We start from the raw sequence: 24,788 nt of genomic DNA, 5'->3' as shown, positions 1-24,788 counted from the left end.
TTATTTTTTCAGATTGAATGTATAGTAAAGTCCCGCCTGAAAAACAATATTGGCGTGTTTACCCTGATAATTATTAATGGTATGTAAAAATCCTTGTTTTACTCTGGCTTCAACACCCAGATTTGGAGTAATATCATATCCCGCTCCCGCTGTAATTCCTAAATCGAAATCGTAAGAAGCATCAAAATCTTTCTCAACCGCAATATCGATTGTCGGTCCTACAAGAACATTGAAATTTTTGAAGTAAAATTTATTCACCAATTGAGTTCCAAAATAAGAAACCTTATATTCATCTCGATCATATTTCCCAGAAACTTTCTACCTTCGAACCTTGTCTTGAATAATTAAATTCAGGTTGTAAAGCATAAAATTTTGCCAATCTGATGTTCCCGAAAATACCAAAGTAAAAATCTGTTCTGTTGGTAAATTTGAAAGAACGCTTTACTTCTTCATAAGAATTCGTGCTTTCGTCATAATCCCAATATTCTTGAACTCCTTTTCCTTGTGAAAAATGCGAAAAATTGGCTCCTCCTCTTAGTCCCAGCTTAAAAGTTACCTGTGCAAAAGATAAACTGGCAAAAAATAGAAAAGCTAAGAAATAAAATTTTTTCATGAATGATTTATTCGGTTTCGGTTATTTGAAATAGTTTTATATTGATCTTGAAGTCCTTATGTTGAAGGTTCAAACTATCCGCGAAGATATGTTTTTTTGCATCAAAAGTAAAATCGATTTTTTCCTTATTATTTTTCGTGTAAACGATTTGTTTCAAGAATTTATTTTCTTTGTTAAAGAATAAATAATAAGATTTCTTATCAATTTTTGAAAGATAAATGTTAGAATTATCATTTTCAAAACTTTCGGAAACAGGATATTTTTGTCTTAAAAGATGTTGAAAATCGTTCTTTAAAAAGTTGATGACAATTTTCTTATCCAAATCCGGTAAAACATAATTAAGCTTAAAATCATTCTCAGAAATCTCAAAATCAATTAATTTATTTCCGAAATCTGAAGTTAACACAACACGGTGAGTGGTGTCATTAATTTTTTTTAATATTAAAATTCCGCTGACGTGATTTTTATAAATATCCATCTGGCATTTATAAACATAGTCTTCTTGGGAAGAAAAGTATAGGTTTTCGACTGTTTTTTCAGAATTTGAAACAGGTTTTGCGTCCGATAATTTGTACGTTTTACACGAAACAAATAATAAGAAAATCAGACTATAAAGAAAACTCTGAAGCAGAAATCGGCGCATTGATTTTGGTGTTTTTGAAAACAATATTCGTTGTATCTCCCGAAGCTTCCGTCATATTTACCTGCGAAACCGTTGATTGGTTTTTAGGAAAATGAAGCTCGATTTGCTTAATATATTTCAATAATTGAGCAGATTTCGGAGTAAATTTTGCAATGTTGAAATTCGCGTTTTTCAAATAAGTTACAGAAAATTCTGGGTCATTGAACATTTGTCCGTTTGAACTTCCGACAATTAATTTATTAATTTTCTCAAAAGTTTTGCTCTTGGCATCAACCGAAGATTTTTTCCCCTGATCGTTAATGAAAATTTTATTATCCTTAAAAATAATGCTGTATTGATAAGGTTTTACATATTTCCAACTTAAAATATTAGGTGTTTTTAAAGACATTTTTCCGTAAGTGACAATATTTTTATCCAAAAAATCCATTTTTTTGGTTTGAGTAAAATCGCTTTGTAATGTTTTTATTTCTTTTGTTTCGGATGAAACTTTGGTTACGAATGCTTTTGCTTCAGCTCCGGACATTGCTGTATTTTGTGCAAAAAAGAAGCTTGAAATTAAGAAAAATGTTGTTAATATTATATTTTTAATCATTGTTTTACTTTTTTGTATTATCAAAAACCCGTTAGGTTTCAGTAATTCTAAACGATTTATTTATCAACTGTAAAAGTTGAATATTTTTTATCCTTCAAAAATAACAATAAATCTACCAAAACATCATACGTTTTTTCCGAAGTATCGTGAAGAAGAATGATGCTTCCTTTTTTTAAACCTTTTGTGACTTTTCGGTAAATTTTTTTCTCATCGTCTGTAATCGTATCCAAGGAACGAACATTCCAGCCGATGCTTTTTTTGTGGGTTTTTTTGATGGCTTTTGCAATATTTGGATTGGTAACACCAAAAGGAGGACGATATAAATTGGTTTTAATATCTCCAACTTTTAACATCACTTCATCGCATTTTTCAATCTCTTCAACCATTTTTGAAGTGGATAAAAAACCAGTATTGTTCGAATGTGAAAGGGTATGATTTCCAATCGTATGACCTTCTTCTATAATTCTTTTGAAAGTTTCAGGATATTTCTCGATCTGTTTTCCGATGCAGAAAAAGGTCGCTTTTGTATTGTTTTCTTTTAATAGATCTAAAAATTTTGGAGTAAATTCAGTTGGTCCATCATCGAAAGTCAAGGCAACTTCTTTGATTTTCGTTCGCTTATGAGTAATGCTGTTGACAAAATATCCCAATTCAATATCAAACGAACCCCAAGCTAAAACCGCTGTAAACCCAAGGAAACAAAAGAAATACACCAAAAAACCTCCGTGAAACGCATAGATGAAAACGTTGCAGAAAAGATAAAATAGGATAAATGGATAATGTTTCATCTTTTTATTGTTTTTGATTTAAAATTTTCAGTTTTTTAACGGGGTTAAACAGTATTTTTGTCATTCCGTAGGAATCTCGGCAAAGTTTTAAAAATTGCTTAGATTCCACGCTCCACTTCGTTTCGCTCTGAATGACAAAAAGACTGATTACTTTACGTTATAATTAATTTGATAAATCAAGCTTTCTCCAACAAAACCAAACTATGGTCATTTCCGCCCAAATGATTATAAAGTAGAATATTTTTAATTCCTTCTTTCTTTAAAGTATTAATCATCATCACTTCCGGAATCTCTTGATTTCTAAGAATATGACAAGCCATAAACGTTGAAAAACCACTTGCCGTATTGAATTCTCCACTTAAATGTTTATAATATAACAAAGCCGAATTATGAAATAAATCCATTGCTTTTGTATAATAAACATCAGATGCTTTATCTCCACTGAAACCTAAAATAACAGCGTCAATATCATTATTTGTAAGATTATTTTTAGCTAAAAAATCCGTAATAAATTGTTGAGTTTCTTCTATGTCTAATCTGCTACTGATCTGAATGTCTTTGAGTTGAGTATAAGAATTTTCTGTTTTATCTTTTCCTAAAACAAAAAAACTTGAACCTTCACCCCAAATTACACCTTCCGTTGTTGAGTTTAAGTAATCAACCGGAAGATTTTCTTCTTTTTTAATGGTTTTGTTTAATGTATACAATTCCATTGTTCTGTCGGTTTGTTCGTCTGTTGAACCCACCAAAACATTATCAGCTTCACCATCGTTGATCTGCAATTTTGCATCCAAAAACGAAAATTCCAGAGACGAAGAAGTGTTCACATAAGTGAAATTGTAAGCGTGACATTGCAAAGCCAAAGCGATTTGTCCCGCAACGGTATTGTGTGTAGATTGAATGAAAAACGTCGGAGTCAAAAACTCTTCATTATTATCAATCACATTTTTTAAAAACTTTTCAGAATCTTGGGAACAACCCATTCCTGTTCCGACGATAATCGCATCAGGATTTTCGATTCCGGCTTCTTTTAAAGCGTATTTCGATGCTACAGAACTCATTTTTACCGTTTTAGACATTCTTCTGCTCATTGCGGGAGGAATGAATTCTTTGTAATTCGGTTCGATAGCTTTTAAAACCTGAGTTGAATTTTCAGGCTTAAGATTTTGGAAAAAATTTTCATTTAACGTGTCCTGAACTGAAATACAGGCTGCACTATTGATGTAAACGGCACTCATTATTTTGAGAAAATTAAGGTTGAACAATTTCCGCCAAAACCAAATGAATTGGAAAGAACGTGATTAATATTCTTCTCTTTCAATTCTGTAACAGGTGTCAAATCAAATTCTTCCATCTTAGTTTTAAAATTCAGATTCGGGAAAATGACATTGTTTTGAATCGCCAATAATGAATAAACCGCTTCAATTCCCGCCGCTGCAGCCAACGTATGACCTGTAAATGCTTTCGTAGAGCTGAATTCTGGAACTTTATTTTCGCCAAAAATTCGGATCATTGCAATACCTTCAGATAAATCATTATTGGGAGTTGCCGTTCCGTGAACGTTGATATAATCAATATTTTCTTTACCCAAACCTGAAACTTTCAAAGCCTTTTCCATTGCCAGAAATGCGCCTTGTCCGTTTTCCGAAGAAGCGGTTTGATGATGCGCATCATTGGCATTTCCATATCCGGAAAGATAACCCAACACTTTTTTGTTTTCTTTTTTCACGACTTCATCAGATTCTAAAACGATGAAAGCGGCTGCCTCACCCAAATTCAGACCTTTTCTGTCGTTGTCAAAAGGCGTGTTATAAGAATCCGTAAGAATCATTAACGTACTGAATCCGTTCAACGTAAATTTTGAAAGAGAATCTGTTCCGCCAACAATAACACGGTCAAGAACTCCGTTTTTAATAAGTTTTGCGCCCATCATAATCGCGTTTGCTGCAGATGAACAAGCTGTGCTGATCGTCGAAACCATCCCTTTTAAGCCAAGATAATCCGCAATCAATAATGATGAATTTCCGGCATCGTGAGAGTCGATATATTTTTGCTTTTCAGGAAAATCTTCGTAGGTGTAGAAATATTTTTCAGTGATGTCCATTCCACCAACGCTGGTTGAGGAAATCAGACCTGTTTTATATTCGTTAATATCCGAAATTCCGGCACTTTCTACGGCTTCTTTTGCAGCAACCATTCCTAATAAAGAGGTTCTTGTTGCATTATTATCTTCACTCAACTGAAGTTTTTGCACGAGTTCTTCATTAGACAATTTTATCTCGCCCGTTTTGATGTTTCCGGAATGACGTGTTTCAAACAACTGAATGTCTGAAATTCCGTGTTTTCCGGTTGTTAACGAAATAAAATTTTCCTCCACATTGTTTCCAATGGAGGAAATGATGCCCATTCCTGTTATGGCAATTTTCTGACTCATTTTTACAAAATGTAACAATGTATCAATGTAACAGTTTACCAATTGCTAGACTGTTACATTGATACATTGGTATATTAATTTATTTCGTTCTGTTTTCTTCAATGAATTTCGCCATTGTATCGATTGATGTAAAAATTTCCTTTCCTTTTTTAGGATCGGCTAATTTTATTCCGTATTCTTTATCAAGAAGAACAATTAATTCAAGAGCGTCGATAGAATCCAATCCAAGACCTCCTCCGAATAAAGGATCTGTATCTTTTATTTCATCTATTGCAACGTCTTCAAGGTTAAGAACTTCAATGATTTTGTGTTTTAATTCTTCTCTTAAGTTTTCCATAGTTTCTTTAATTTACCAATGTATGAATGTGCCAGTTTTAAGATTGTTACATTTTTACACTGTTATATTGTTACATTTATAAAGCTAGCAAATATACGAAAGCATTATAACTTTCCTGATATAGTTCTACCCAGCCACACAACACTTTGTCAGCCTTTCTTGACTGCAAAATCTGTTCTGAGTAATCATTTAAAAATTTTTCATCAAATTCGTCCAAAACGAAAAAAGCATTCTCTGTCTGCATTTTATGTTTAATGCTGATTTCACCTACACAAATGTTCGGTAAAGTGTACACAAAAACAGCTGGACTCGGGAAATAATTTTCCTGAGAATTAATGCTTTCCTGATATTTAAAATCGGTGTCTAAACTTGATGATTTGTTGGCGAAAACCAATGCCGTTCTGCTGTGATCTTCGTCTTTTAAAATCTTCTCGGAAGCTAGAAAAGCCAATTTACTTAAGTTATCCATTTTATGAAATTTAGGATAATTCAGTTCTAAACTTTTATAGGCTTCTTTCGCAAATTCTGAAAAGTTTTCAGTTTGAGTTTCAAAAATAATTTCGTTATTGAGAATGATTTTTGAGTTTTCTATGGTGCAATTGTCTGTTTTTTTCATTAATAAATTTCAAAAAAGTTTAAGGCTTTCGCTGTGGATTTTGATGAGTGTTAAAAACAGAGAAAATTATAATTTCACTTTCTATAATTTGATAAATAATAACGTAAGGGAATTTCTGAATGTATGCTTCGCGAAATTGATTGCTCTTTAAAGAATAGTGAAATGGGTTTTTACTAATTCTGTCAAAAAACTTTTGAACGCATTTTAAAAACTGAAGACCCAAGCCTTTTTTTTGGCTTTGATAATATTCAATTCCATCTGCTAAATCTTTGTGAGCATTTGACTTTAAAATTAATTTATAAGTCATAATCTTTCATCAATCTTTGCTTAACTTCTTCCCAAGAATAAGATTTTGTTTCACCTTTGAGGTGTTTTTCCCTTTCAATTTCAAGCTTTTCGTAATACCAATCCGGAACTGCAGGATAATTATCTTCCTGTTCTTCAGCATCTATAATTCCGTTGATAATGCGTAAGATTCTTTCGTCTGCAATATCAATAAACTCGTGAATTCTTTTTCTGATTTCTAAAGTAGATTCCATTTCCTAAAACTTTAATTCTATCAAAATTACAAAATTATTTTATGCTTTCTCCAAAACAATTGCCGCATTACATCCGCCAAAACCTGAAGCAGTTTTCAAAATATATTTGATTTCTGCGGGTTGATTTTCTTTGATGATATTCAAAGGTTTGGAAGTTCCCGTTTCTTCAAAGTTTTTAGATGGAATTAAGGTATTTTTCAAAGCAGATTCCATTGAAATAATACTTTCCAATAATCCTGATGCTCCCAAACAATGCCCGTAATAACCTTTCATACTATTGAGTGGGACATTTTGCAATTCCATTCTGTTGAAAGCGATGGCTTCCATTTCGTCGTTGTATATTGTTGCTGTTCCGTGTGCAGAAATAAAATCGATTTGTTCTGCTGAAACTTGGGCTTCTTTCATTGCATTGTTGATGCTCGCAAACAATCCGTCACCGGTTTCTTGATGGGCCGGAAATATGATTCGCATCATTGATGGCAGAGTCGCCTAATATTTTAAAACTAAAATTTTCGTTTTGATTTAATTCTGAAGTAATAAAAACAGCCGCCGTTGCTTCACCGATATTGATTCCGTCACGGTTTTTGTCGTAAGGTTTACAGATTTCCGTTCCGATTGCCTGGAAGGAATTGAATCCTGAAATGACAAACTCTGAAATTTCGTCTCCGGCAACCACAAAAGCATCTTTATATTTTCCTGCCTGAATCATATTTTTCGCGACAGCAATCGCCATAACTCCTGAAACACAGGCATTCGAAACAACAATGGGTTTAGTTTTAAATCCGAAAAAATCAGCCAATTTTTGAGCTAAACTTGAAAGAAAAACGCCTTCCGGTAAAGCCGTCTGATTTTTTAATAAACTGATATTTCCTTTTGTTGTCGATAAAATGAAAGCCGTTTCGTCTGAAATAGGATGTCTTTCAACCAAAGGTTTTAAGCTTAGCAAAAACATTTTTTCCAGCCTTGTAAAATCCTGACTGTCATTCTGAGCTATGTCGAAGAATTTATTAAATTCAATTTCCAGTTTTTCCGAATCAATAATCGAAGCATAAAAAGCGTCTTGATTTTCTATGATTTTATGTAAAGCTACGCCGGATTTTCCTTCCAAAAGGGCATTCCAATTAGAGGAAACATCAAAACCCAAAGGCGTGACGCAGTTGTAATCTGTGATGTAAATTTCCTTGCTCATTATAATCCCATTTTATCTTTCCAAGCCTGAAAAAACTCGGGATTGTATAAGCATAAATTGTTATCAGAATCCAGAAAAACCTGAATGGTTTCTCCTGAACACACCAATTTATTTTCTTCGTTAAAAAGCTCGTATCGATAAATTAATTTCGCTGAAGTCGAGTTCACGAAAGTCGTTACAATATTGAACGTTTCTCCGTATTTTAAAGGAAGAAAATGTTCGCAAGTACTTTTTACAATCGGCGTTACAAATCCTGCTTTTTGAATATCGAGATACGTTAAACCGTGCTGTCTTCCGAAAGCTTCTCTTCCGTCTTCGAAATATACGATGTAATGTCCGTGCCAAACAATTCCCAAAGGATCTGTCTCATTGAATCTTACGCGGACTTTTTCCGTACAAGTTAATATGTTTTGTTCTTTAGACTGCATTTTGTTTTCTTTCGTAAATTAATGAAATACCGACCATTGCAAGATAAAATAAGAATAAGAAAGCAAGTTCCTTGGCAATTCCTCCGATTCCGCTGTTTCTTAAAATGATATCGTAATAGGCATTCAATCCCCAGTTCATTGGAGAAAATTTCGCAACGGACTGCATAAATTCGGGCATTAAAAATACCGGAACCCAGATTCCTCCAACAGCGGCCAAAACAACAACCGAAGTTGCGCCAAACGGTGCAGATTGTTCCTGAGTATCGGCAATGGTTCCTAATAAAATACCAAAACCAATCGCTGCCAAACCTGAAAATAAAGTCACAACGAGTAGCTGAAACATTTTTCCGGTGACGTCAAATTGTGGTAAATCCATATAAGGGAAAAGGTAAATTCCGACTGCAACCATCAACAAAAACTGAATGATACAGATGATAAGGTACGTAAATGTTTTACCCAAAATATGCACAAAATAAGGAGTCGGGCTGATTCTTGCTCTCACGCTCGTTCCCTGACTTTTTTCTTTAACTAAATTGATAGACAAAGGCACGACGATAAAAAATATCGCAAACAACGCCCAAGCTGGAACGTTATGCTGAACGGAATTCGGCATCACATCCATCTTTCCTTTTTTGGGAGTGATTTCTTTAAAGCTGATTAAATTTTTATTCTCCGAAAGATTTTCGGTTGTTCCCAGTTGATCTTGAAAAGCGGAGTAAATCTTCTTATTTTCGATCTCAAAAACCATTTTATTCACGGCATTCATCACATTGTTTTTGAAGCCGATATTGGTGGCAGGATCAAAATACAAATGAATGTCTTTCGCTTTTACATCCGGTAACTGAGCTTTTTTATCTGAATTGTCTTCCAATCCAAACGAACTTACAATCGTCTGAACTTTGGAGTCGATATTTGAATTTAAATCTTTGGTTAAATTTTCAGGAATAACGATCGCCATTTGATAATCTCCTGAAAAAACGGCTTCCTGAGCAGATTTTTCATTATAATTGGTCAAAAGCTCGAACGTTTTACTGGTTTCCAGCTCGTGTTTTATATTTTTTGAAATTTCTGATTTGTCGTTATCAATAAAAATAATCGGAATTTTTGAGCCTTCCAGATTTTTGAAAGTAGAATCCTGAATTAAGGTGATCGTGATAATCAACAATAAAGGCATCACGAAAATAATGACGATTCCTCCGATATCTCTTTTTAGCAAAAGGATTTCTTTAACGAAACTTCTCCACAATTTATACAACAACATCTCTTAATTCTTTTCCGGTTAATGAAATGAAAACATCTTCTAAATTCTCGGCACTTGCCACTCGATTCACCAATTCTTCGGGAGTTCCTACAGCGTGGATTTTTCCGTGATCGATGATAGCAATTTTTGTACAGAATTCTTCCGCTTCAGAAAGGTGATGCGACGTGTAAATGATGCACGTTCCTTTTTTATTTAAATCTAAAAGATAATCGATGATTGCTTTTTTAGACTGTACATCAACACCGACGGTGGGTTCGTCCAGAAACAACACTTTCGGATTGTGCAGAGTTCCTGCAATCAAATTGCAACGGCGCTTCATTCCTCCTGAGAACTGTTCTACTTTTTTATCTGCGAATTTTGATAGACCCATAAGTTCTAAGGATTCATCAATCGTATTTCTTAATTTTTTGTGGCTTAAACCATACAGACTTCCGAAATACATTAAGTTTTCTTTCGCCGTTAAAGTCGGATAAAGCGCATATTCCTGTGGAACGATTCCTATGATTTGTCTTAATTTATACCCGTCTTTCTGAGGCGATAATCCATTAATTTTAAATGTTCCCGAAGTTGGCTTAATTAAACCCGAAAGCATGGAAATCAACGTCGTTTTCCCAGCTCCGTTGGGTCCAAGAATTCCGTAGATTTCGTTTTCCTCAATATTCAACGAGATATCATTTACAGAAAATTCTTCTGCGTGTTTGTATTTTTTGTACAGGTTTTTTATTTCAATGATATTCTCCACGTTAAATTGCTTTTCTCAGTTTTTTATAAAAAGCTTCTTCCAGATCTGCAATATGAAGCATCGTTTTTGAAAGTTGGTTGTAGATATCACTTTTCGAGTTTCTGTTCTTGTAAACTCGGGCAATATCAACGGCAAAATCTCTCCAAAGGTCACCGATTGTTGTGATTTCCTTAGAAAGTTCTTTCAACTCATCATTTTTAAGAATCACAGCAGCTTCTTGCAAAAATGCACCATAAATAAACCTGAAACCGCCACCGCCGGTTCCGATTTCCTCTTGCATTCTGATTAACTGACCAAGATAATGATTGGTTGTTTTTGTTCCTTTTTTTGCTGCCCATTTCGGGATGCTTCTTGCGACCCATCTCATAGCTCTTACTCCAATAATCGGAACAGGAGCCAACATATTTTTGCAGGTATCTTTAATTCCTTTTTTGATGGCTTCTTCCAGATTTACATTTTCGGGAATGTAAGTAGGGTAGTACATATGACCTTTCGGCGGAAGTGCGCCTTTTGCGTATCTTACTTTTTCCAGTTCGGCTTCGGTAAGAGAAGTTGTGTAATCCATCACAGGATCACTGATCAGGAATTTTCCGTTTTCTTTTCCGTAAACCACCAAATTGTGGGCGTTGAAATGGAATTTATATTCTTCAGGAAAATACGTAAGGTTGAAAACGCCAACCTGTAAACCTGTCGGTACATTGTTATCCAAATTTCTTTCTAATGCCTTTTGAGCTTCTGCCGGATTAGAAAATTTTTCTCTTTTAATTTTAATTCCCAGTCTTTTTGCCGCTTTGCTGAAAATAGCTCCGGGCATCGGTCTGTAACTGAAACCGGGGGCAAAATTTACTTTTAAGAAAGGTAAATACACGAAAAACAATCCGGAACCGATTCCGAAAATCATAGGCTCACTGAGTTTTAACCCTCTGTTGAGTAATAAGTTGGATGCAACACCATTTTCACAATGTGCTGTCTGGTGATGTTCAAAATTGAGTTCCATTTTTAGCTTGATTTTACCAAACGTTCAGGGTTTTTAAGACCTTGAAGGTTGCTATTTACCGTTAAAGTTTTTTAATTCATCCACTGAAATTCCGAATGCATCGGCATATTTTTTCAGTACGGATTCGCTTAGTGTTTTAAAAATTTTTGGTTTTGCATGTCTTTTTACGCGCCATTGCCACATTCCGACATAGGCTGCAAGAACCTGTACATCCATTTTATTTAATTCCATGAAATAGATAATCGGACTTACAATATTGTTGGCAACGTTTTGTTTTGCTTCTTCGATTCTTTCGTTAATTAAAGCCAAAGATTCATCCAAAGCGGCTTTTTTAATATCCCAACCCACACTGTTTGCAGTGGTATAATTATTATTCTCATCAGTCACATACAGAACTTCTGTCATGTTGGCGGACTTCAGATTGCTTTCGTCTTGAGGAAGGTCTTGCTTTTTCATGGTCTATTAGTGTTTTACTTCCTGAATAAACAAATTAATTTCTGCTCGTATCAACAATTCATCATTATTAAAAGTCTCACAAAAAATATTGCAGATGTTTTCAAACTGAGAAATCAATGACGCTTTTGAGATGATCTTGTCACCCACTTTTGGTAAGGCAAAAATTTCAATCTTTTTGATATTGGTAATAAAACCAATTACTTTTGTGTCTGCTTCAGGATTTTCGAAGAAGCTTTGTCCGAGAATAGATGAACAGGTTTGCGCTAAATTTTCGATCAAACCGGCTTCAACAAAATGATTATTATGAACAAAAATATTGTCTTCAAGGATTTCAAAGGAAGTCACCACTTTTTCTTTAGTTAATTCTAAGATATAATCTGCCATTAACATCGGTTCGCGATGCGGCAAAAAATTGTGGATGTTGATGATATTTTCTTCCTTGATTTCCATTACATTATATTGTTTCTGAATTTATTTTTACTGCAAAATTCGCAATTTTTAATTCAAATTTTTAATAATTATTTTACCACAGTTTTCATTTGAGAACTTGCAATAACCTCATCATTTAGCTTCGTAACGGCATCTACCAAAGTTACTCCCATTATTTCGTTCAGAATGGTAACTTCTGTTTTCAGAGTGTCTCCAATTTTCGGTAATTCATGGGTTTCAAAAGATTTGATAGCGCCGATATAACCTGTCGGAGCTTCTTTTCCCAATAAATAGAATTTGTAGCCGGTGTGTAAAGCCACACTTTGCGCCTGATGTTCTATTAATCCAGAAGCCTGAAAAACTCCGTTTTGAACAAAAATATTGTCTTCTTTTATTTCAAATCCTGAAACCAATTGAGTTTCAGAATACTCTGCAATGCTGTTTACCATTACAAAAGGAAACCGTTGGGGAATTAAACTTTCCACAAAATTCTGATCCGTTGTTGGTAAGTTGTTTTCCATTAGCAAACCGTTAACAGAGAACAAGAATAAGCGAATCTTCCGCTTTCAGGAACGCAAAGAAGTACTTTTTCTCCTTTTTTCAATTTCCCTGAATTCATTAATTCTTCTAATGCCACAAAAATAGAACCTGCACCGATATTTCCGATTTCAGAAAGGTTGTAATACCATTTTTCCCAAGGGAAATCCAATCCTACATTGGCAAATTCTTCTTTTAAGCCTTCTTTAAAATAACCTGAAGAAATATGAGCCAAAACGTGATCGATAGATTCTGGTTCCAAATCATGCTTGTCGAAAGAAGATCTTAAGCTTTCGGCACCTTTTACCAAAATATATTTATCTAAGATTTTAGTATCTTGTTTTAAAGAAAAGATAGATTGCTTCAACCATTCATCTGATGGATAATCTGCCCAAGATTTTAAGCTTCCGTCTTCCTGTTTTTCGCAACCGGAATACATACAAGCTTCAATTTCGTGAGCGTAAGAATAGAAATCTATCCATTCTACTTTTAGATTGGTTTCGTTTTCTCTCGGTTTGTTTTGCAATAAGAAAGCGCCCGCTCCGTCAGAAAGCATCCATCTCAAAAACTCTCTTTTGAAAGCAATGATCGGTCTTTCTTCCAGTAAAATTAAATTTTCTGCTTCGTGGTTGAATTTATCAGCCGTCATCCAAGCCGACATTCTCTCGGAACCTGCACAAACGGCAGCTTCCTGAACTCCTGCTTTAATGGAAAGGAATCCGTAGTTCAGGGCGTTCATCCCAGAATTACAAAGTCCTGTAGCGGTATTAATTTCAATAGATTTTCCGATGTTTAGCTCACCATGAACCATTGAAGCGTGTGAAGGCTGGATCTGATCCGGAGAAGTGGTTCCTACAGACAATAATTTCATGTCTTCTTTTTTGAAGTTTTCATCAAAAAGTCCCTCAATTGCCTTTGCCGTTAATTGGGCATTGGTATGAGTAGGATTTCCTTCTTTGTCTAAAGCGTAATATCTTGTCGTGATTTTGTTATTTCTTAAAATAATCGATTTTGCTTTAGACCTCGCGCCATTTATATAACCAAGATACGTTTCCATTTCGTCATTAGAAACCGGCTCATTGGGCAAGTATTTTGCTGCTTTTGTTATAAATACGTCGTACATTCTATTTTAAATTAATTCCTTGTAAATATTCTCTTTGTTTTTTTCTTTTAACCCAAAAAATTGGTGTTGTCAACAGGTGTAAAACCAATACGATTGGTGAAATAACCCATATCGCAGCCATCAAATATACCTTAAAGAATTTGATAAGCAATGGGCGCTTCTCTTTTTTCTTCATGATAAGATTCGACCAGATTGTGAAAATTTTGTTCCCTACTTTCTCCACTCTTACCAGGAAAGGTCTGATCTCGATCGCTCCGTTTTTTACCAGCTCGGGTTGCAGGTTTTCCAGCGTGTTTCCTGAAAAATGTTTTTCAATAATTTGTCCGTATTTCACAGAACCAATAATTTCTTCGTCTGAAACTCCGGCTGCAGGAAGGAGTCCCGATTTTTCTTTTTGTCCGCCTACCATCCAACGAACCACCGTCAATACACTTGTGTAGTTGTCGTGTCTGTCTACCAAAGCTATGTTTCCTACAAGCTTGGCTTTTAAGTCTTTTAAATATACTTTTAATTTTTCCTGAGAAAGCATCCACATATTTCTTGTTCCCGAAATGGTAACAACCGGAGTGTCTTTCAGTATTTTTTCGGCGTAACCGCTTTTTAAAAATGAAATAATAGGGATAGACGGCGTTAAATACCAAACCTGATAACCAAATAAAATAAGATCGAATTTTTTGTTTAACACTTCTTCTGATGGCGGAAGAATTTCACTGGGAATCTGAAGATAAGATTCTGGAAATGTGTTGAAAAAAACATCATTCGACCAGGGAAAAGGAAAGTCTTTCTTGAGTTCTATATTATAATAGGTAACGTTATATTCTTCCTTTTTTTCTTCAAAAGGTTTTGCAACATTCCTTACAATATCTTCTAATTGTCCGGTTTGTGAATAATATATAACGAGTATATTTTTTTGCATTAGTTTTTTTTATCGGTTACAAAAATATGCTTTTCAGATTTATTATTTAGTCTTGAATACTTTTAATGATTCAGAACTGAATTCTAACGTATAATTATTATTTTCAGACCAAGTGTTTTTTATGTTTACAAAAATGACAGTTTCAGGGAGTTCTGCAAGTTCACTGATGTTGAAATTTTCGTCGGAAACCAAAAGAACGTCAATTTTTTTATTGATTTCTGTGGTATCTTTTATGTAATTTATTTTTCTTCTTTTTACTAAATAAGTCTGTTCGGCAGTTTCTCTTCGTTCATCATTTTTAATGAAACTAAAGATTCTTCTTCCTGCTTGCTGAAGCGTTAATAAAATGTCTTTTTGCCCGAAATCATTTGCAATATGCAAAATATTGGCATCTTTCGGAATATTTTTGTTCAGCTCAAAGTAAACCGATTTGTTGGTGTTAAAATCTTGCTTTATTTCTTTTACAACATCATTATCTTTATACAAATAGCTTAAAAACAGCTTTTTCTTAAAATAATTTTCATCTTCAAGTTCGTTTCTCAGTTTTGCAAACTCATTTCTAAAATAAGAATTTATTTTTTTTGATCTTTCAGAATAGGTTTTCCCGAAATTCAAGTCGTCTTTATTAATTCTATCGCCAACTTTCACCGTAATTGCGCCGTCGTAGATGATAAAATCACCTTTCGGAAGCACTTCCGAATTCCCGTGAATATAGACAGGGACAACATCCAAGCCAAACTGTTCTGCAATATAAAAAGCACCTTTATGGAATCTTTTCACATCATTGGTATAAGAACGTTCCGCTTCCGGAAACACCATTAAAGAATATCCCTGATCGATTTTTTCTCTCAATTTCTCCATTCCGTTTTCGATGCCTTGAGAAACAGGGAAGAAACCTAAAGCTTTTACCAGTTTTCCGAAAACCGGAGAATCATAAACCCAATCATTAACCAAGTAAATAATCTTGTGAGTTGCCATTGCCAACGCCAAAGTATCCAAAAATGAGGTGTGATTAGCGATAATCACGGAAGGTTTGCTGAAATCTTCATTCGGATTTTTAATCACGGTTTTCTTTACAAATGGGGAAAGATGCAAAACAGATTTCAAAAATAAAGCAATTGCTTTTTTGATGTTGTCTAATGTTTTTCCTTTTGCTTTTTTTACAAAGAAATGTCCGAAGAAAGAGAAGATAAGTCCGCCCAATCCGTAATATATAAATGAAAGAACAGAACGTAAAAATAATCTGAATGTAATCGGCGAAAGTCCTTTTTTTGCTCTGTTGGTAATTAATAATCTAAACCAAAACGGATATAATGTTGAGGTAATAATAATCACAGAAAACATTCCGATTAAAGCGACCAATGCTAATGAATGTAAAGCCGGATGTTTTGCAAATATTAAAGATCCGATGGATAAAATGGTAGTGAAAACCGCCAGAATAATTGAAGTTCTATACGTCGGAAGTTCATTTTTCCCTGTCGTATGTTCCTTTTGCATCGCTTGCGTAAGGAAAATACTGAAATCGTCTCCAACTCCGAAAACCAATGTACAGACAACCGTGCTGAAAATATTTAATTCCAATCCCAGGAAATAGAGAATTCCTGCCGTTACAATTCCTGTTAACACAATTGGAAACATGGTAAGAATCGTCAGTTCGAAGTTTCTGAAGAAAACAATGATGGTTAAAACAATGGCGAGAAGAGAATAATTAATTAAGGTATTAAAGTCTCTTTTCAATAAGCCTAAAAAGTTTTCATTCATCTGTTGACGGTCGATTGCCAAAGCTTCATGCTTTTTTTCAACGTCTTTAATGAAAGCATCTCTTTTATTTTCGTTAACTTTTACCACATTCGAAACCGTGTAAAAACCATTTTCCTGACTTAAAAACTCAGAAATTTGGAGCGCTTTTACTTTCTCGTAATCTTTTAAGGTTAATGTAGAGTAGTTTTTATTTAAATTTTCATTAAACTGATCGAACGCAGATTTGTTGAAGCCAAATTGATTTCCGTTTTTAACCAATTCAGAAATCGTTTGATTTTTCTTATTCGCATCCCAGAATTTCTGCCACTTTTCGATCTTTTCCTGTTGATCTTTTTTAGATAAAACAACATTTCCGAGAGAATTATAGCTTAAAATTTTTCCGTCTTTTTTTTCTTTTTCTAAAAAGTTGCTGAGTTGAGAATTTCTTGCCAAAGCCTGTTCCTCCGAATCTCCGTAAGAAATTGTGTAGATAGATTTTGAAGTGATGTCGGAAAGTTTCTCCAGTTTTGCTTCACTTATTTTTAAATCCTTCGGAATATAATTGAGGTCTCCAATATCTTCATTAAAACCAACATGCCTGAAACCAAAAAGACACGCCAGAATAATGATCGAACAGACAATAATTAAAGGTTTATTTTTTTCATAAGGATAAGAACCGATTTTATCAATAAAATTGACTTTAACATTCTTTTTATCTTGCTTCGGTTTGTACAATTGAGGAACAATTATCAAGGCTGTAATTGAAGATAGAATCACAGTAATCGCCGCAAAAAGTCCCAAATCTTTCAACGCTTCCGAACGAACAAAAACTAAGCAAAGAAAAGAAACCGCGGTTGTCGCACTGCTTAAAATAATAGGCTGCGTAATTTCTTTATAAAGCTCTTCAATATTGTTGTTGTGTTTGTAATGCGTGAGAATATGCAGCGCATAATCGATCGTAATCCCGATCAAAATAGCTCCTACACTTAACGAAATGGCTGAAATTTTATCCTTAATAAAATATAAAATCAATAAAGCCAGTAAAACAGAGAAAACGGTCGGAAGAAAAACAATAATCGGTGTGAAAAAGTTTCTGAAATAATAAATCAACAAAATCAAAAGTACCGTCATCGAAATCATGACCGTATTTTGGATGTCTTTTTTAATCTGTTGTGCATTCGCAACCGCAATCACAGGCGAACCGAAATAGCTGATCTCCGTTTTTCCTTTGAATTGTTTGTTGATGCCCTCTTTTATTTCATTTAATTGATTGATAAATGTTTCGTTGTTTTTGGTATCGTTGCTTTTATTTTTTGGTTCGATGAAAAGCAAGAGGTTTTTTCCGTCTTTGGTAACGATGTAGTTGTCTTCCAGCTTGAAATCTTTACTGATGTTTAAGGCATTCAGTTTTTTTATTCCTAAAAAAGTAATTCCCAACGGATCTTTTTTGATGAATTCTTTCGTCACCAAACTTGTCGGCGAAACCAGAGAAACGTAATTATTTTCAACTTGTTTTGCAATGCTGTCTTTCTGCAGTTTCCTTTCAATTTCTTTGTAATCGTTTTCATTTAAGAATAAAGGAAGGTTTTGATTCACAAAATCGAAGGTTTCCGAAATTTCATTATCGTTCACTTTTCCCTGAACCGAGCCGATGTATTTTTGTAAAGGTTCAATTTTGGTTAAAAAAGTATCAGCAGTTTCCGAAAGCTGAAAATTGTCTTCTTTGGATTTGTTTTCAATAATAACGATGATCTTATCCGAGAAATTAAGCTGTTTCAAAACTTTTGCGGTAAGATCGGATTTTTCATTTTTGGGAATAATCTGATTAATATCTTCCTCAAAATTAATTTTTGAAGCAAAAAAACCGCACAAAACTGCTATTCCGACTGCAAGAAATACAGAGAGAAGCTTGTTTTTAGAGATCAGATAATATAAATAAATGAAGAACCGATGCATTATATTGTAAAAATCAAGTTTGCAAATTTAAATTTTTCATGACGAGTTCAAAATGTTTTTAACAATAAGTTTTACCTGAAAATCAATAAAATATTTAGGCGAAATGAAAAAAAAATCTACTTTTGCAAAAGTTCCCACTTAATGAAACGCATTTTGTAAACAAAAATTAACTAAGTAATAAGACTTAGATTTTGATATGTTTAAAATATTTGATGAAAAAATTGATGGATTTTTATTTGTAATAATTCTCCCTTTCCTGCTTTTTTTTATGTCCTATTACGGGTTTGAGACTTCTTACGTGGTCGGAATCAAATCCTGGGAAAAAGCACCGGATTTTATGTTCTCCTCGGTTTACGCCTATCGTGTCATCCCGAATTTCCTGAGTGTACATGTGACAGATACGGTAACTTTTATCGTGAATAATTATTTGCCTTTTGCCAAGAGTTTTCTTTTGAAGCAAGGCTCGTTATTTTACCACAGTACGTTTCTTACCAATGTTTTCTTTTTTATTCTTACTTCAATTGTTTTGAATAGGATTTTAAAATTAAAGCCTGTAGAACTTCTCGTGAATCAGAATGTAAGAAGAATGGTTCATCTTATCGCGATATTTTTTATGGTGATCTTGCAGTATGTTCCTACAAATTGTGATTGTATTGCCGCGTTTTTTTATATGTGGGGCGTATTTTTTACCTTAAAATATCTTCAGGAAAGAAAACCGACAGATTTGATTGGGTTGAGTATCGTTATTTTTATTTCAACATTCGTAAGAGAGACAGCCTGCCTGAATATTGCATTTTTTGCAGCGGTTTTTATAGATTTTGAAAATATAAAGAAGAAAAATTTTGCTTTTGTAAAAGAATTGGTTTTTTTAATTATTGCTTTTATTTTGCCGTATGTCGGTTTGAGAATAATGATTCATCAGCATACTTCTTTCTTTGAAGGGATTTATTTAATTAAAAATTTTACGAGCCCGTATAATCTGATGGGACTTTTGTTTGGAATAATAAGTATTTATTTCAGTTACAAATTTTCTGATGAAACGGGGAAAACGATGATTAAAAAATATCTGTTTTTCTCTTCGCCTTATCTTATAATGATTACTTTAGTGGGGCTTTTTTGGGAAACAAGATTGTTTATGCCTTTAATTCTTACAGGAATTGTGATGGCTTCTTATCAGTTTAAAAATATCATATCCAACAAATGAGTTTATTACATCCATATTATATCATTGCGATTATCTACATGATGATTTTTAGTTATCAGGAAGTATTTAATGGTAAAGTTGAAAAAAAGTGGCTTTGGGCTTTAGGAGTGTATTTAATTATCATTGCAGGACTTCGTGATGAAGTAGGACCCGATTATGGAAGTTATCGAGGGATTTATGTTTATTCGGATACCAAAGAGTATATAACGATCATCATGAAAGCATTTGGGATGAATGGTCCGCAGCCGATGGAGGTAGAATGGCTGTATGTATTTATCAATAAGCTGTTACTTAATATTTTCAATGCGCCGTTTTACATACTTACTTTTGTGATTGCGATTCTGGCGATATATTTCAAAGTAGAATATACGGATGATAATACTTTTTATCCGTTTACATTTATGCTTTTCCTGTTCATTCCCGGGTTTTTTATTGGGGAAAACGGGCAGATCAGACAGAATTTGGGTTCCTTTATCGCCTATTTTGGGATAAGGTTTATCAAAGAGCGGAAACTCTGGGCATATCTTATTTGTATCTATCTCGCAGCGGGTGTTCATACGGTTTGTTATATATTTTTACCAATGTATTGGCTGGTAAGAATTCCTCTGAACAAATATGTCATGCTCAGTTTGATCATTATTTCGGTATTTTTATCACCGTTTGAAGTGTATCGTGTATTTGGTGATTTACTGACCAGCATTTCGGCAGACAATACAGTTGCAGTAGGTTTCAACGGATATGTGGATGAGTCTGTAGAAAGATTGAACGGAGCAATCGGTATTCCGGAAGTAATGATGGCCATTCTCACATTTTTCCTCTTTACTTTTGATACCAAAATGAAAGAAAAATTCCCTTATTACGAATATCACCGGGCTTATGTCGTGATTGGGATCTGTTTTTATTTTATTTTCAGGAGCAATCCTATTTTCTCTTCCAGATTGGCGGGAGCGTTCATCGGTTTTGCCTATATTATTATTCCTAATGCCATGTATGTGGTTTCTGCAAACTCAAAAAGGATGATCTATTCTTTTATTATAGCATTAACAATTTTCAACTTTGTGGTATTCTCCAGTTTCAAGAATATTATCGGAGGAAGATTTACCGCAGAACTTTACAAAAATCATATTTTACCTTAAAATAAAGTTAAATAAAGGCGAATAAAAAGACAATGTTGAATAAACGTTGTCTTTTTGTTGTTGCATTATTTACATCATCTATATAATTTTCTATTATTAAAATTAATTCAAACTGAGTATACTCATAAAAATTTCCTTAGAAAATGCTGTATTTTCGCAATTCCTAAGTTTGAAATGAAAATTATGCATATATAATTTAATAATATTACTGTTTTTACAGATTAGTATTGTTATTGTTTGATTATTTATAAAATAAATTGATTTTTTTTAACAAGGGTTTAAATGTTGTATTTCTGATATAACAGCACAAAGTCAAGGATATGAAAAAGTCAATTAAAAATTTAGCGGCAATATTGTATTGCCTAGTCTCGCATGGAATCTATGCTAAAGAAGGGTTGGAAATCAAGAAATTTGATCGTTTTGAAATATCAAGAAAAATATATTTTAAAGGCTCGGATTCTTTAATTAAATCTTCTGGAAGTTTAGATAAAAAACACAATAATAATGATGGAAATACTACAAAATCTGTCTTTACAAAAACGAATACCTTAAATAGCTTATCGGAAGCTTCTCTCCCGGATTGGTCAAAAGCTCCCAACAGTTATATATTCGATCCAAACCAAAGCAATGACGGTATCTATATTCCTGTAAAAAAAGCTTATTACATGTGGAGTTCAGACAAATATATCGGAGGATCTGCCATTCCCAACGGAAAAGTTACCGCCGATGTTTTATGGGAAGATATTCCCGGTTTAATAAAATCCGGAACAGGTTATGCTTTGGAAATTTTGGATTCCGGACAGAATGCAAAGATCAAAGTTCCTATCAATAAAGCAAAAAAAGGAAATGCAGTCATTGCTTTCAGGGTAGATGGAGAAATTTTTTGGTCGTGGCATGTTTGGGTAACCGATGATCCTTCCAACGGATCGAAATATAAAAGTTATCCGAACGTAAAAAGACAAAGAACAGACGGCACCGTTGAGGTAATTCCCGACACAGACTGGGGTTGGATGGATAGAAATCTTGGAGCAGTAAGCAGTTCTCTTACAGCAAACGAGTGGATTAAAAACGGAGGACTTCTTTATCAATGGGGAAGAAAAGATCCCATTCCGCCATTGGTTTACAAAGGAAATGACTTCTATGAAGTTTCCGGATCGATCGGAAGAATAAGACATCGCGGAGCAAAAAACTTCACCGGCGCAACGAATTTTGATAACTTAAGAAAATTTGTTCTGCTTTCTAACGCGACGGTTACCAACAATATAAGACTTTCGGTGAAAAACCCGATGAGTCTGATGTATGTCAACAAAGATGACAATTCAGGAATTGCTTATTACAATAATAATGCGAATCTTATGGTGAATTGGTTTGGTAAAATGTCTGGACTGAATGATAACCAATTGCCGGAGCTTAATCTTTGGTCGGATAATTCTCAGGGAAGACTTAATGCAAATTACAATGATAATGCTTCAGCTCAGCCATATAAAAACAAATCTCCTTATGACCCTTGTCCGAACGGTTGGAGAATTCCTTCGGTGTTGGTTGCAAATTTGGCTTCGTCGACGTATGTGGATGATATCAGAGTCGATTATTCGCCTTTCGGAGTGAGAACCAATATGGCTAAAAATGTTTTTGAAGCTAATAATTATCACAAAATAAAGCCTACAGATTCTGGAGTTCCGGGTTTTATGACCAATTTTAAGCTTTATCCAAATCTAGGATTTGATTTATCCAATGCAGGAGGTTTTAATATGGGTGTTTTCCCCGGAACAGGAGCGGTGGTTTTCAATGCGCATCAAGGTCAGTATACAGATCAGCATCAGACAACTTTATGGACGGCGACAATGGCGAGACATTTTGATGCAACGCCTGCAGTGGGAGCAAGAACTTTGTTTATGATTCCCGATAAAATGCAGACAGATATTCCTGATTCTAATTTTCCAACTGTTCAGGGAAGATACTGGTATTTTCCTTTGGGAAGTAATTCTACGACAGATGCGGCAGGTTGCAGATGCATAAAAGATCCTTTGTATGTGGTGAATGATTATGATTTCCCGACGGAATATTTAGCCCCGGAAACAGAATATCGCGAAGGTCTTAATAATCCAAATACGTATCAGGTTGTAAAAAATGCTTCTGCTTTTACAATTGATATTCCGGTGAGTAAGGCATTTTCTGTGCAAAGTCAGCTTTTAAATAACAAAGAAATTTTAAATACAGCTAATTTTAATAATCTTAAAGCTAATATTCTCTGGACAACAAATACAAGTTTAATAAGTAGCGCAACGGTTATTAATCCATCACCAAGTTCTTTGGGAGCGATTTCATCTTCAAAAATTTCGGTAAGAATCAATCCGAATCAAAGCGGAAATGCCGTAGTCACTTTACATAACGGAAGTGTCTCAAATCCTGTTTACTGGTCGTGGCATATTTGGGTGACAGATACTGCGGTCGGTTTCTTACAGTTATACCACAGAATTGCCCGTAACTTCGGCTACGAATTATGTAAATTATGTTCCAAAAGCAGATAATGTTTTCCAGACAGAATTTATGGACAGAAACTTAGGAGCAACAGATGCGTTTCCGGTTGTTGCGAATCCGCTTACACCAACTTCCGCGGAATTAGCGAAAATTAAAGCTTCCACTGGTATGCATTATCAATGGGGAAGAAAAGATCCGATTCCTGTTTTCCAATTTGCGGATGACAGAGCTTCGTATTCTATTTATTTAGTCAGTGTTACAGCGAGCGGAACAACAGTTTATACCACGCTTAATGCTGCTGCTTATAATGATTTGGCAGGAAATTATATTGTGCCTTACAACACGTATACAAATGCGGCAAACGCTAATTTTGCAACGACGGATAAGGTTGCTGATAAAATTGCGAAAGTATTGTCGTACTCCGTGAAAAACCCTTTGGTATATATGATTCCGAGTACTTTTGCAACATACAATACGGTAACTCCGGCTTATACCAACGGAACAGACTGGTTGGCAAACGAACCGAATTTAGCGCCCGACAGATGGGGAAGAGGTGGAAAAAAATCTCCTTTTGATCCGTGTCCTGAAGGTTGGAGAATTCCGGATCTTACAGGTGTCGCAATTGCTTCCGGACAAGATTTTGGTTTGACGCCTTGGTATAAAAAAGATAAAAATGCAGCAACTTCTTACAGTGTTATTAATGATTATTTAGGACAAAGAGTGCGACGAAGCGCTTCTGCGAGTTATACCATCGGATATATTTACAATGATTCTTCTTACAGAGTCGGAAACTATCCCAATTCGGGGTCGAGAGGTTTCCGAAGTGTTACGGGAAATCAAACGGCAACGGGAACTTTTAACACTATTAATTATCAATATCCCGGAGTCTGGACAGCCGCATTGAATACCAATTATATCGGAAGACCCATCAATATCTTATTTGATGCCGCTTCTACAGCCAACCGAATGATTGCTTTTCAGGATAATAATGATCCTTATTTCGGGATGAGCTGTCGTTGTGCAAGAATAAAATATGATGCTAATGGAAATGAAGAAGGCGTCATTCCTAGACTTCCGGTTACTTCTTTGCCGATCGCAAAACCTGCAGCAATTTTGGCAGCAAAAGAGGTTCAGGATGTTGTGAAAGAAGATGAAGTTTCATTTTTCCCGAATCCTGTGAAAGATGAATTGCATATTCAGGCGCGAGATAATAAAGACGGGTATTATTATCAGGTTTACAATATGTTGGGTCAGCTTGTGAAATCCGGTAAGTTTGAAAACGGGAAAACCGACCTTTCTTCTTTGATTTCGGGAGCTTATTTGTTAAGAATTAATGATTCTGAAGAAATGGTGAAAATTATAAAAGAATAAGTAAAAGAGCTTGTTTAAATTTTATTCAAACATTTTAAAAAGTAATGCTGATTTTTTAACGCAAAGTTTTAATTCAATAGTAATTTAATTAAGTAAGCAAAGATGAATCAACAAGTTGATTTGATGAAGCGCTATTTTCACGCTTTGCGAAGCAAATTTTATTTGCCTTTGCTTTCTAAAATAATACGGGATGTAAAATTCAAACAAGTCCTTAGATTAAGAAAATTTAGATTAAAAAAATTAAAAAAGCTCTAAGAGAT

Annotated in this window: 27 protein-coding genes; 4 read left to right on the top strand and 23 right to left on the bottom strand. The window is 34.4% G+C overall.

The features are described 5' to 3' along the window. From J3D55_RS00205 to J3D55_RS00100, 23 genes are all read right to left on the bottom strand, one after another. Complete coding sequence (locus J3D55_RS00205; RefSeq protein ID WP_259127136.1) at positions 1-258, bottom strand: hypothetical protein; 258 nt, start codon at positions 256-258, stop codon at positions 1-3. Between the two features lie 40 nt (positions 259-298). Then, positions 299-613 carry an outer membrane beta-barrel protein gene (locus tag J3D55_RS00200; RefSeq protein WP_259127134.1) on the bottom strand — a complete coding sequence of 105 codons (315 nt, stop codon included), beginning with the start codon at positions 611-613 and terminating at the stop codon, positions 299-301. Positions 614-620: 7 nt separating this feature from the next. Continuing rightward, positions 621-1,256 (bottom strand): flexirubin biosynthesis protein LolB2, encoded by a 636-nt coding sequence (gene lolB2, locus J3D55_RS00195; protein WP_259127132.1) that lies wholly within the window; start codon positions 1,254-1,256, stop codon positions 621-623. After that, the gene (gene lolA2 / locus J3D55_RS00190; protein WP_259127130.1) at positions 1,222-1,848 is read right to left on the bottom strand and encodes a flexirubin biosynthesis/transport protein LolA2; all 627 of its coding nucleotides are present in this window, start codon (positions 1,846-1,848) and stop codon (positions 1,222-1,224) included. Before lolA2 ends, lolB2 begins: the two co-directional genes overlap by 35 nt. 56 nt (positions 1,849-1,904) lie before the next feature. Next, positions 1,905-2,636, bottom strand: a complete 732-nt coding sequence (locus J3D55_RS00185; protein WP_259127128.1) for a polysaccharide deacetylase family protein — start codon at positions 2,634-2,636, stop codon at positions 1,905-1,907. 176 nt (positions 2,637-2,812) lie between these two features. Then, positions 2,813-3,874 (bottom strand): beta-ketoacyl synthase N-terminal-like domain-containing protein, encoded by a 1,062-nt coding sequence (locus J3D55_RS00180; protein WP_259127127.1) that lies wholly within the window; start codon positions 3,872-3,874, stop codon positions 2,813-2,815. Next, entirely contained in the window at positions 3,874-5,070 is a 1,197-nt protein-coding gene (locus J3D55_RS00175) for a beta-ketoacyl-[acyl-carrier-protein] synthase family protein (RefSeq protein ID WP_259127126.1), read from the bottom strand. Before J3D55_RS00175 ends, J3D55_RS00180 begins: the two co-directional genes overlap by 1 nt. 79 nt (positions 5,071-5,149) lie before the next feature. Further along, positions 5,150-5,407: a phosphopantetheine-binding protein gene (locus J3D55_RS00170; RefSeq protein ID WP_259127124.1), complete on the bottom strand. Its 258-nt coding sequence runs from the start codon at positions 5,405-5,407 to the stop codon at positions 5,150-5,152. Between the two features lie 76 nt (positions 5,408-5,483). Continuing rightward, complete coding sequence (locus J3D55_RS00165; RefSeq protein ID WP_259127123.1) at positions 5,484-6,023, bottom strand: 3-oxoacyl-ACP synthase; 540 nt, start codon at positions 6,021-6,023, stop codon at positions 5,484-5,486. 19 nt (positions 6,024-6,042) lie between these two features. Next, positions 6,043-6,330, bottom strand: a complete 288-nt coding sequence (locus tag J3D55_RS00160; RefSeq protein WP_259127122.1) for a type II toxin-antitoxin system RelE/ParE family toxin — start codon at positions 6,328-6,330, stop codon at positions 6,043-6,045. Next, positions 6,320-6,562, bottom strand: a complete 243-nt coding sequence (locus J3D55_RS00155; protein WP_259127121.1) for an addiction module family protein — start codon at positions 6,560-6,562, stop codon at positions 6,320-6,322. Before J3D55_RS00155 ends, J3D55_RS00160 begins: the two co-directional genes overlap by 11 nt. A gap of 39 nt (positions 6,563-6,601) precedes the next feature. After that, positions 6,602-7,036, bottom strand: a complete 435-nt coding sequence (locus J3D55_RS22255) for a hypothetical protein (RefSeq protein ID WP_310466684.1) — start codon at positions 7,034-7,036, stop codon at positions 6,602-6,604. Continuing rightward, complete coding sequence (locus tag J3D55_RS00150; protein ID WP_310466683.1) at positions 6,996-7,751, bottom strand: beta-ketoacyl synthase N-terminal-like domain-containing protein; 756 nt, start codon at positions 7,749-7,751, stop codon at positions 6,996-6,998. The genes J3D55_RS22255 and J3D55_RS00150 overlap by 41 nt, the downstream gene beginning before the upstream one ends. After that, on the bottom strand, positions 7,751-8,179 hold the full coding sequence (locus tag J3D55_RS00145; RefSeq protein ID WP_259127119.1) for an acyl-CoA thioesterase: 429 nt from the start codon (positions 8,177-8,179) through the stop codon (positions 7,751-7,753). Before J3D55_RS00145 ends, J3D55_RS00150 begins: the two co-directional genes overlap by 1 nt. Further along, the gene (locus J3D55_RS00140; RefSeq protein WP_259127118.1) at positions 8,169-9,440 is read right to left on the bottom strand and encodes an ABC transporter permease; all 1,272 of its coding nucleotides are present in this window, start codon (positions 9,438-9,440) and stop codon (positions 8,169-8,171) included. Before J3D55_RS00140 ends, J3D55_RS00145 begins: the two co-directional genes overlap by 11 nt. Next, the gene (locus J3D55_RS00135) at positions 9,427-10,182 is read right to left on the bottom strand and encodes an ABC transporter ATP-binding protein (protein WP_259127116.1); all 756 of its coding nucleotides are present in this window, start codon (positions 10,180-10,182) and stop codon (positions 9,427-9,429) included. Before J3D55_RS00135 ends, J3D55_RS00140 begins: the two co-directional genes overlap by 14 nt. Before the next feature lies 1 nt (position 10,183). Continuing rightward, positions 10,184-11,179, bottom strand: a complete 996-nt coding sequence (darH, locus tag J3D55_RS00130; protein ID WP_259127115.1) for a BtrH-related acyltransferase DarH — start codon at positions 11,177-11,179, stop codon at positions 10,184-10,186. 51 nt (positions 11,180-11,230) lie between these two features. Continuing rightward, on the bottom strand, positions 11,231-11,635 hold the full coding sequence (DarG, locus tag J3D55_RS00125; RefSeq protein WP_259127113.1) for a flexirubin biosynthesis protein DarG: 405 nt from the start codon (positions 11,633-11,635) through the stop codon (positions 11,231-11,233). Positions 11,636-11,641: 6 nt separating this feature from the next. Continuing rightward, a complete protein-coding gene (locus tag J3D55_RS00120; RefSeq protein WP_259127111.1) occupies positions 11,642-12,085 on the bottom strand; it encodes a hotdog family protein in 444 nt (147 codons plus the stop codon). Between the two features lie 68 nt (positions 12,086-12,153). After that, positions 12,154-12,585, bottom strand: a complete 432-nt coding sequence (locus J3D55_RS00115) for a hotdog family protein (RefSeq protein WP_259127110.1) — start codon at positions 12,583-12,585, stop codon at positions 12,154-12,156. Beyond that, the gene (darB, locus tag J3D55_RS00110; protein ID WP_259127109.1) at positions 12,585-13,724 is read right to left on the bottom strand and encodes a dialkylresorcinol biosynthesis protein DarB; all 1,140 of its coding nucleotides are present in this window, start codon (positions 13,722-13,724) and stop codon (positions 12,585-12,587) included. The genes J3D55_RS00115 and darB overlap by 1 nt, the downstream gene beginning before the upstream one ends. 1 nt (position 13,725) lies before the next feature. After that, positions 13,726-14,640, bottom strand: coding sequence for a dialkylrecorsinol condensing enzyme DarA (locus J3D55_RS00105; protein WP_259127107.1), 915 nt, complete (start codon positions 14,638-14,640; stop codon positions 13,726-13,728). 42 nt (positions 14,641-14,682) lie between these two features. Further along, positions 14,683-18,336, bottom strand: coding sequence for an MMPL family transporter (locus J3D55_RS00100; RefSeq protein WP_259127106.1), 3,654 nt, complete (start codon positions 18,334-18,336; stop codon positions 14,683-14,685). A 268-nt stretch (positions 18,337-18,604) separates the two neighbouring features. On the opposite strand from J3D55_RS00100, the gene J3D55_RS00095 reads away from it, so the two are divergent. The 4 genes from J3D55_RS00095 to J3D55_RS00080 all read left to right on the top strand — a co-directional run bounded on the left by J3D55_RS00095 (position 18,605) and on the right by J3D55_RS00080 (position 24,528). Next, positions 18,605-19,540 carry a hypothetical protein gene (locus tag J3D55_RS00095; RefSeq protein WP_259127105.1) on the top strand — a complete coding sequence of 312 codons (936 nt, stop codon included), beginning with the start codon at positions 18,605-18,607 and terminating at the stop codon, positions 19,538-19,540. After that, entirely contained in the window at positions 19,537-20,676 is a 1,140-nt protein-coding gene (locus J3D55_RS00090; RefSeq protein WP_259127104.1) for an EpsG family protein, read from the top strand. The genes J3D55_RS00095 and J3D55_RS00090 overlap by 4 nt, the downstream gene beginning before the upstream one ends. Before the next feature lie 320 nt (positions 20,677-20,996). Next, the gene (locus J3D55_RS00085; protein ID WP_259127103.1) at positions 20,997-23,207 is read left to right on the top strand and encodes a hypothetical protein; all 2,211 of its coding nucleotides are present in this window, start codon (positions 20,997-20,999) and stop codon (positions 23,205-23,207) included. Continuing rightward, positions 23,155-24,528 carry a T9SS type A sorting domain-containing protein gene (locus tag J3D55_RS00080; protein ID WP_259127102.1) on the top strand — a complete coding sequence of 458 codons (1,374 nt, stop codon included), beginning with the start codon at positions 23,155-23,157 and terminating at the stop codon, positions 24,526-24,528. The genes J3D55_RS00085 and J3D55_RS00080 overlap by 53 nt, the downstream gene beginning before the upstream one ends. Positions 24,529-24,788 lie beyond the last annotated feature (260 nt).

This window comes from Chryseobacterium ginsenosidimutans, assembly GCF_024807225.1.
In the GTDB taxonomy this organism is placed as follows: Bacteria; Bacteroidota; Bacteroidia; order Flavobacteriales; family Weeksellaceae; genus Chryseobacterium; species Chryseobacterium ginsenosidimutans.
This window is presented reverse-complemented; position numbering and strand designations above follow the sequence as displayed.

Excerpts from the sequence above, each read along its gene's own strand:
- darB (WP_259127109.1), bottom strand. The coding sequence starts at position 13,724 with ATGTACGACGTATTTATAACAAAAGCAGCAAAATACTTGCCCAATGAG.
- J3D55_RS00170 (WP_259127124.1), bottom strand. The coding sequence starts at position 5,407 with ATGGAAAACTTAAGAGAAGAATTAAAACACAAAATCATTGAAGTTCTT.
- DarG (WP_259127113.1), bottom strand. The coding sequence starts at position 11,635 with ATGAAAAAGCAAGACCTTCCTCAAGACGAAAGCAATCTGAAGTCCGCC.
- J3D55_RS00185 (WP_259127128.1), bottom strand. The coding sequence starts at position 2,636 with ATGAAACATTATCCATTTATCCTATTTTATCTTTTCTGCAACGTTTTC.
- J3D55_RS00200 (WP_259127134.1), bottom strand. The coding sequence starts at position 613 with ATGAAAAAATTTTATTTCTTAGCTTTTCTATTTTTTGCCAGTTTATCT.
- J3D55_RS00120 (WP_259127111.1), bottom strand. The coding sequence starts at position 12,085 with ATGGAAATCAAGGAAGAAAATATCATCAACATCCACAATTTTTTGCCG.
- J3D55_RS22255 (WP_310466684.1), bottom strand. The coding sequence starts at position 7,036 with ATGATGCGAATCATATTTCCGGCCCATCAAGAAACCGGTGACGGATTG.
- J3D55_RS00095 (WP_259127105.1), top strand. The coding sequence starts at position 18,605 with ATGTCCTATTACGGGTTTGAGACTTCTTACGTGGTCGGAATCAAATCC.
- J3D55_RS00115 (WP_259127110.1), bottom strand. The coding sequence starts at position 12,585 with ATGGAAAACAACTTACCAACAACGGATCAGAATTTTGTGGAAAGTTTA.
- J3D55_RS00145 (WP_259127119.1), bottom strand. The coding sequence starts at position 8,179 with ATGCAGTCTAAAGAACAAAACATATTAACTTGTACGGAAAAAGTCCGC.
- lolB2 (WP_259127132.1), bottom strand. The coding sequence starts at position 1,256 with ATGCGCCGATTTCTGCTTCAGAGTTTTCTTTATAGTCTGATTTTCTTA.
- J3D55_RS00085 (WP_259127103.1), top strand. The coding sequence starts at position 20,997 with ATGAAAAAGTCAATTAAAAATTTAGCGGCAATATTGTATTGCCTAGTC.
- J3D55_RS00105 (WP_259127107.1), bottom strand. The coding sequence starts at position 14,640 with ATGCAAAAAAATATACTCGTTATATATTATTCACAAACCGGACAATTA.
- J3D55_RS00155 (WP_259127121.1), bottom strand. The coding sequence starts at position 6,562 with ATGGAATCTACTTTAGAAATCAGAAAAAGAATTCACGAGTTTATTGAT.
- J3D55_RS00175 (WP_259127126.1), bottom strand. The coding sequence starts at position 5,070 with ATGAGTCAGAAAATTGCCATAACAGGAATGGGCATCATTTCCTCCATT.
- J3D55_RS00160 (WP_259127122.1), bottom strand. The coding sequence starts at position 6,330 with ATGACTTATAAATTAATTTTAAAGTCAAATGCTCACAAAGATTTAGCA.
- J3D55_RS00180 (WP_259127127.1), bottom strand. The coding sequence starts at position 3,874 with ATGAGTGCCGTTTACATCAATAGTGCAGCCTGTATTTCAGTTCAGGAC.
- J3D55_RS00090 (WP_259127104.1), top strand. The coding sequence starts at position 19,537 with ATGAGTTTATTACATCCATATTATATCATTGCGATTATCTACATGATG.
- lolA2 (WP_259127130.1), bottom strand. The coding sequence starts at position 1,848 with ATGATTAAAAATATAATATTAACAACATTTTTCTTAATTTCAAGCTTC.
- J3D55_RS00100 (WP_259127106.1), bottom strand. The coding sequence starts at position 18,336 with ATGCATCGGTTCTTCATTTATTTATATTATCTGATCTCTAAAAACAAG.
- darH (WP_259127115.1), bottom strand. The coding sequence starts at position 11,179 with ATGGAACTCAATTTTGAACATCACCAGACAGCACATTGTGAAAATGGT.
- J3D55_RS00165 (WP_259127123.1), bottom strand. The coding sequence starts at position 6,023 with ATGAAAAAAACAGACAATTGCACCATAGAAAACTCAAAAATCATTCTC.
- J3D55_RS00150 (WP_310466683.1), bottom strand. The coding sequence starts at position 7,751 with ATGAGCAAGGAAATTTACATCACAGATTACAACTGCGTCACGCCTTTG.
- J3D55_RS00140 (WP_259127118.1), bottom strand. The coding sequence starts at position 9,440 with ATGTTGTTGTATAAATTGTGGAGAAGTTTCGTTAAAGAAATCCTTTTG.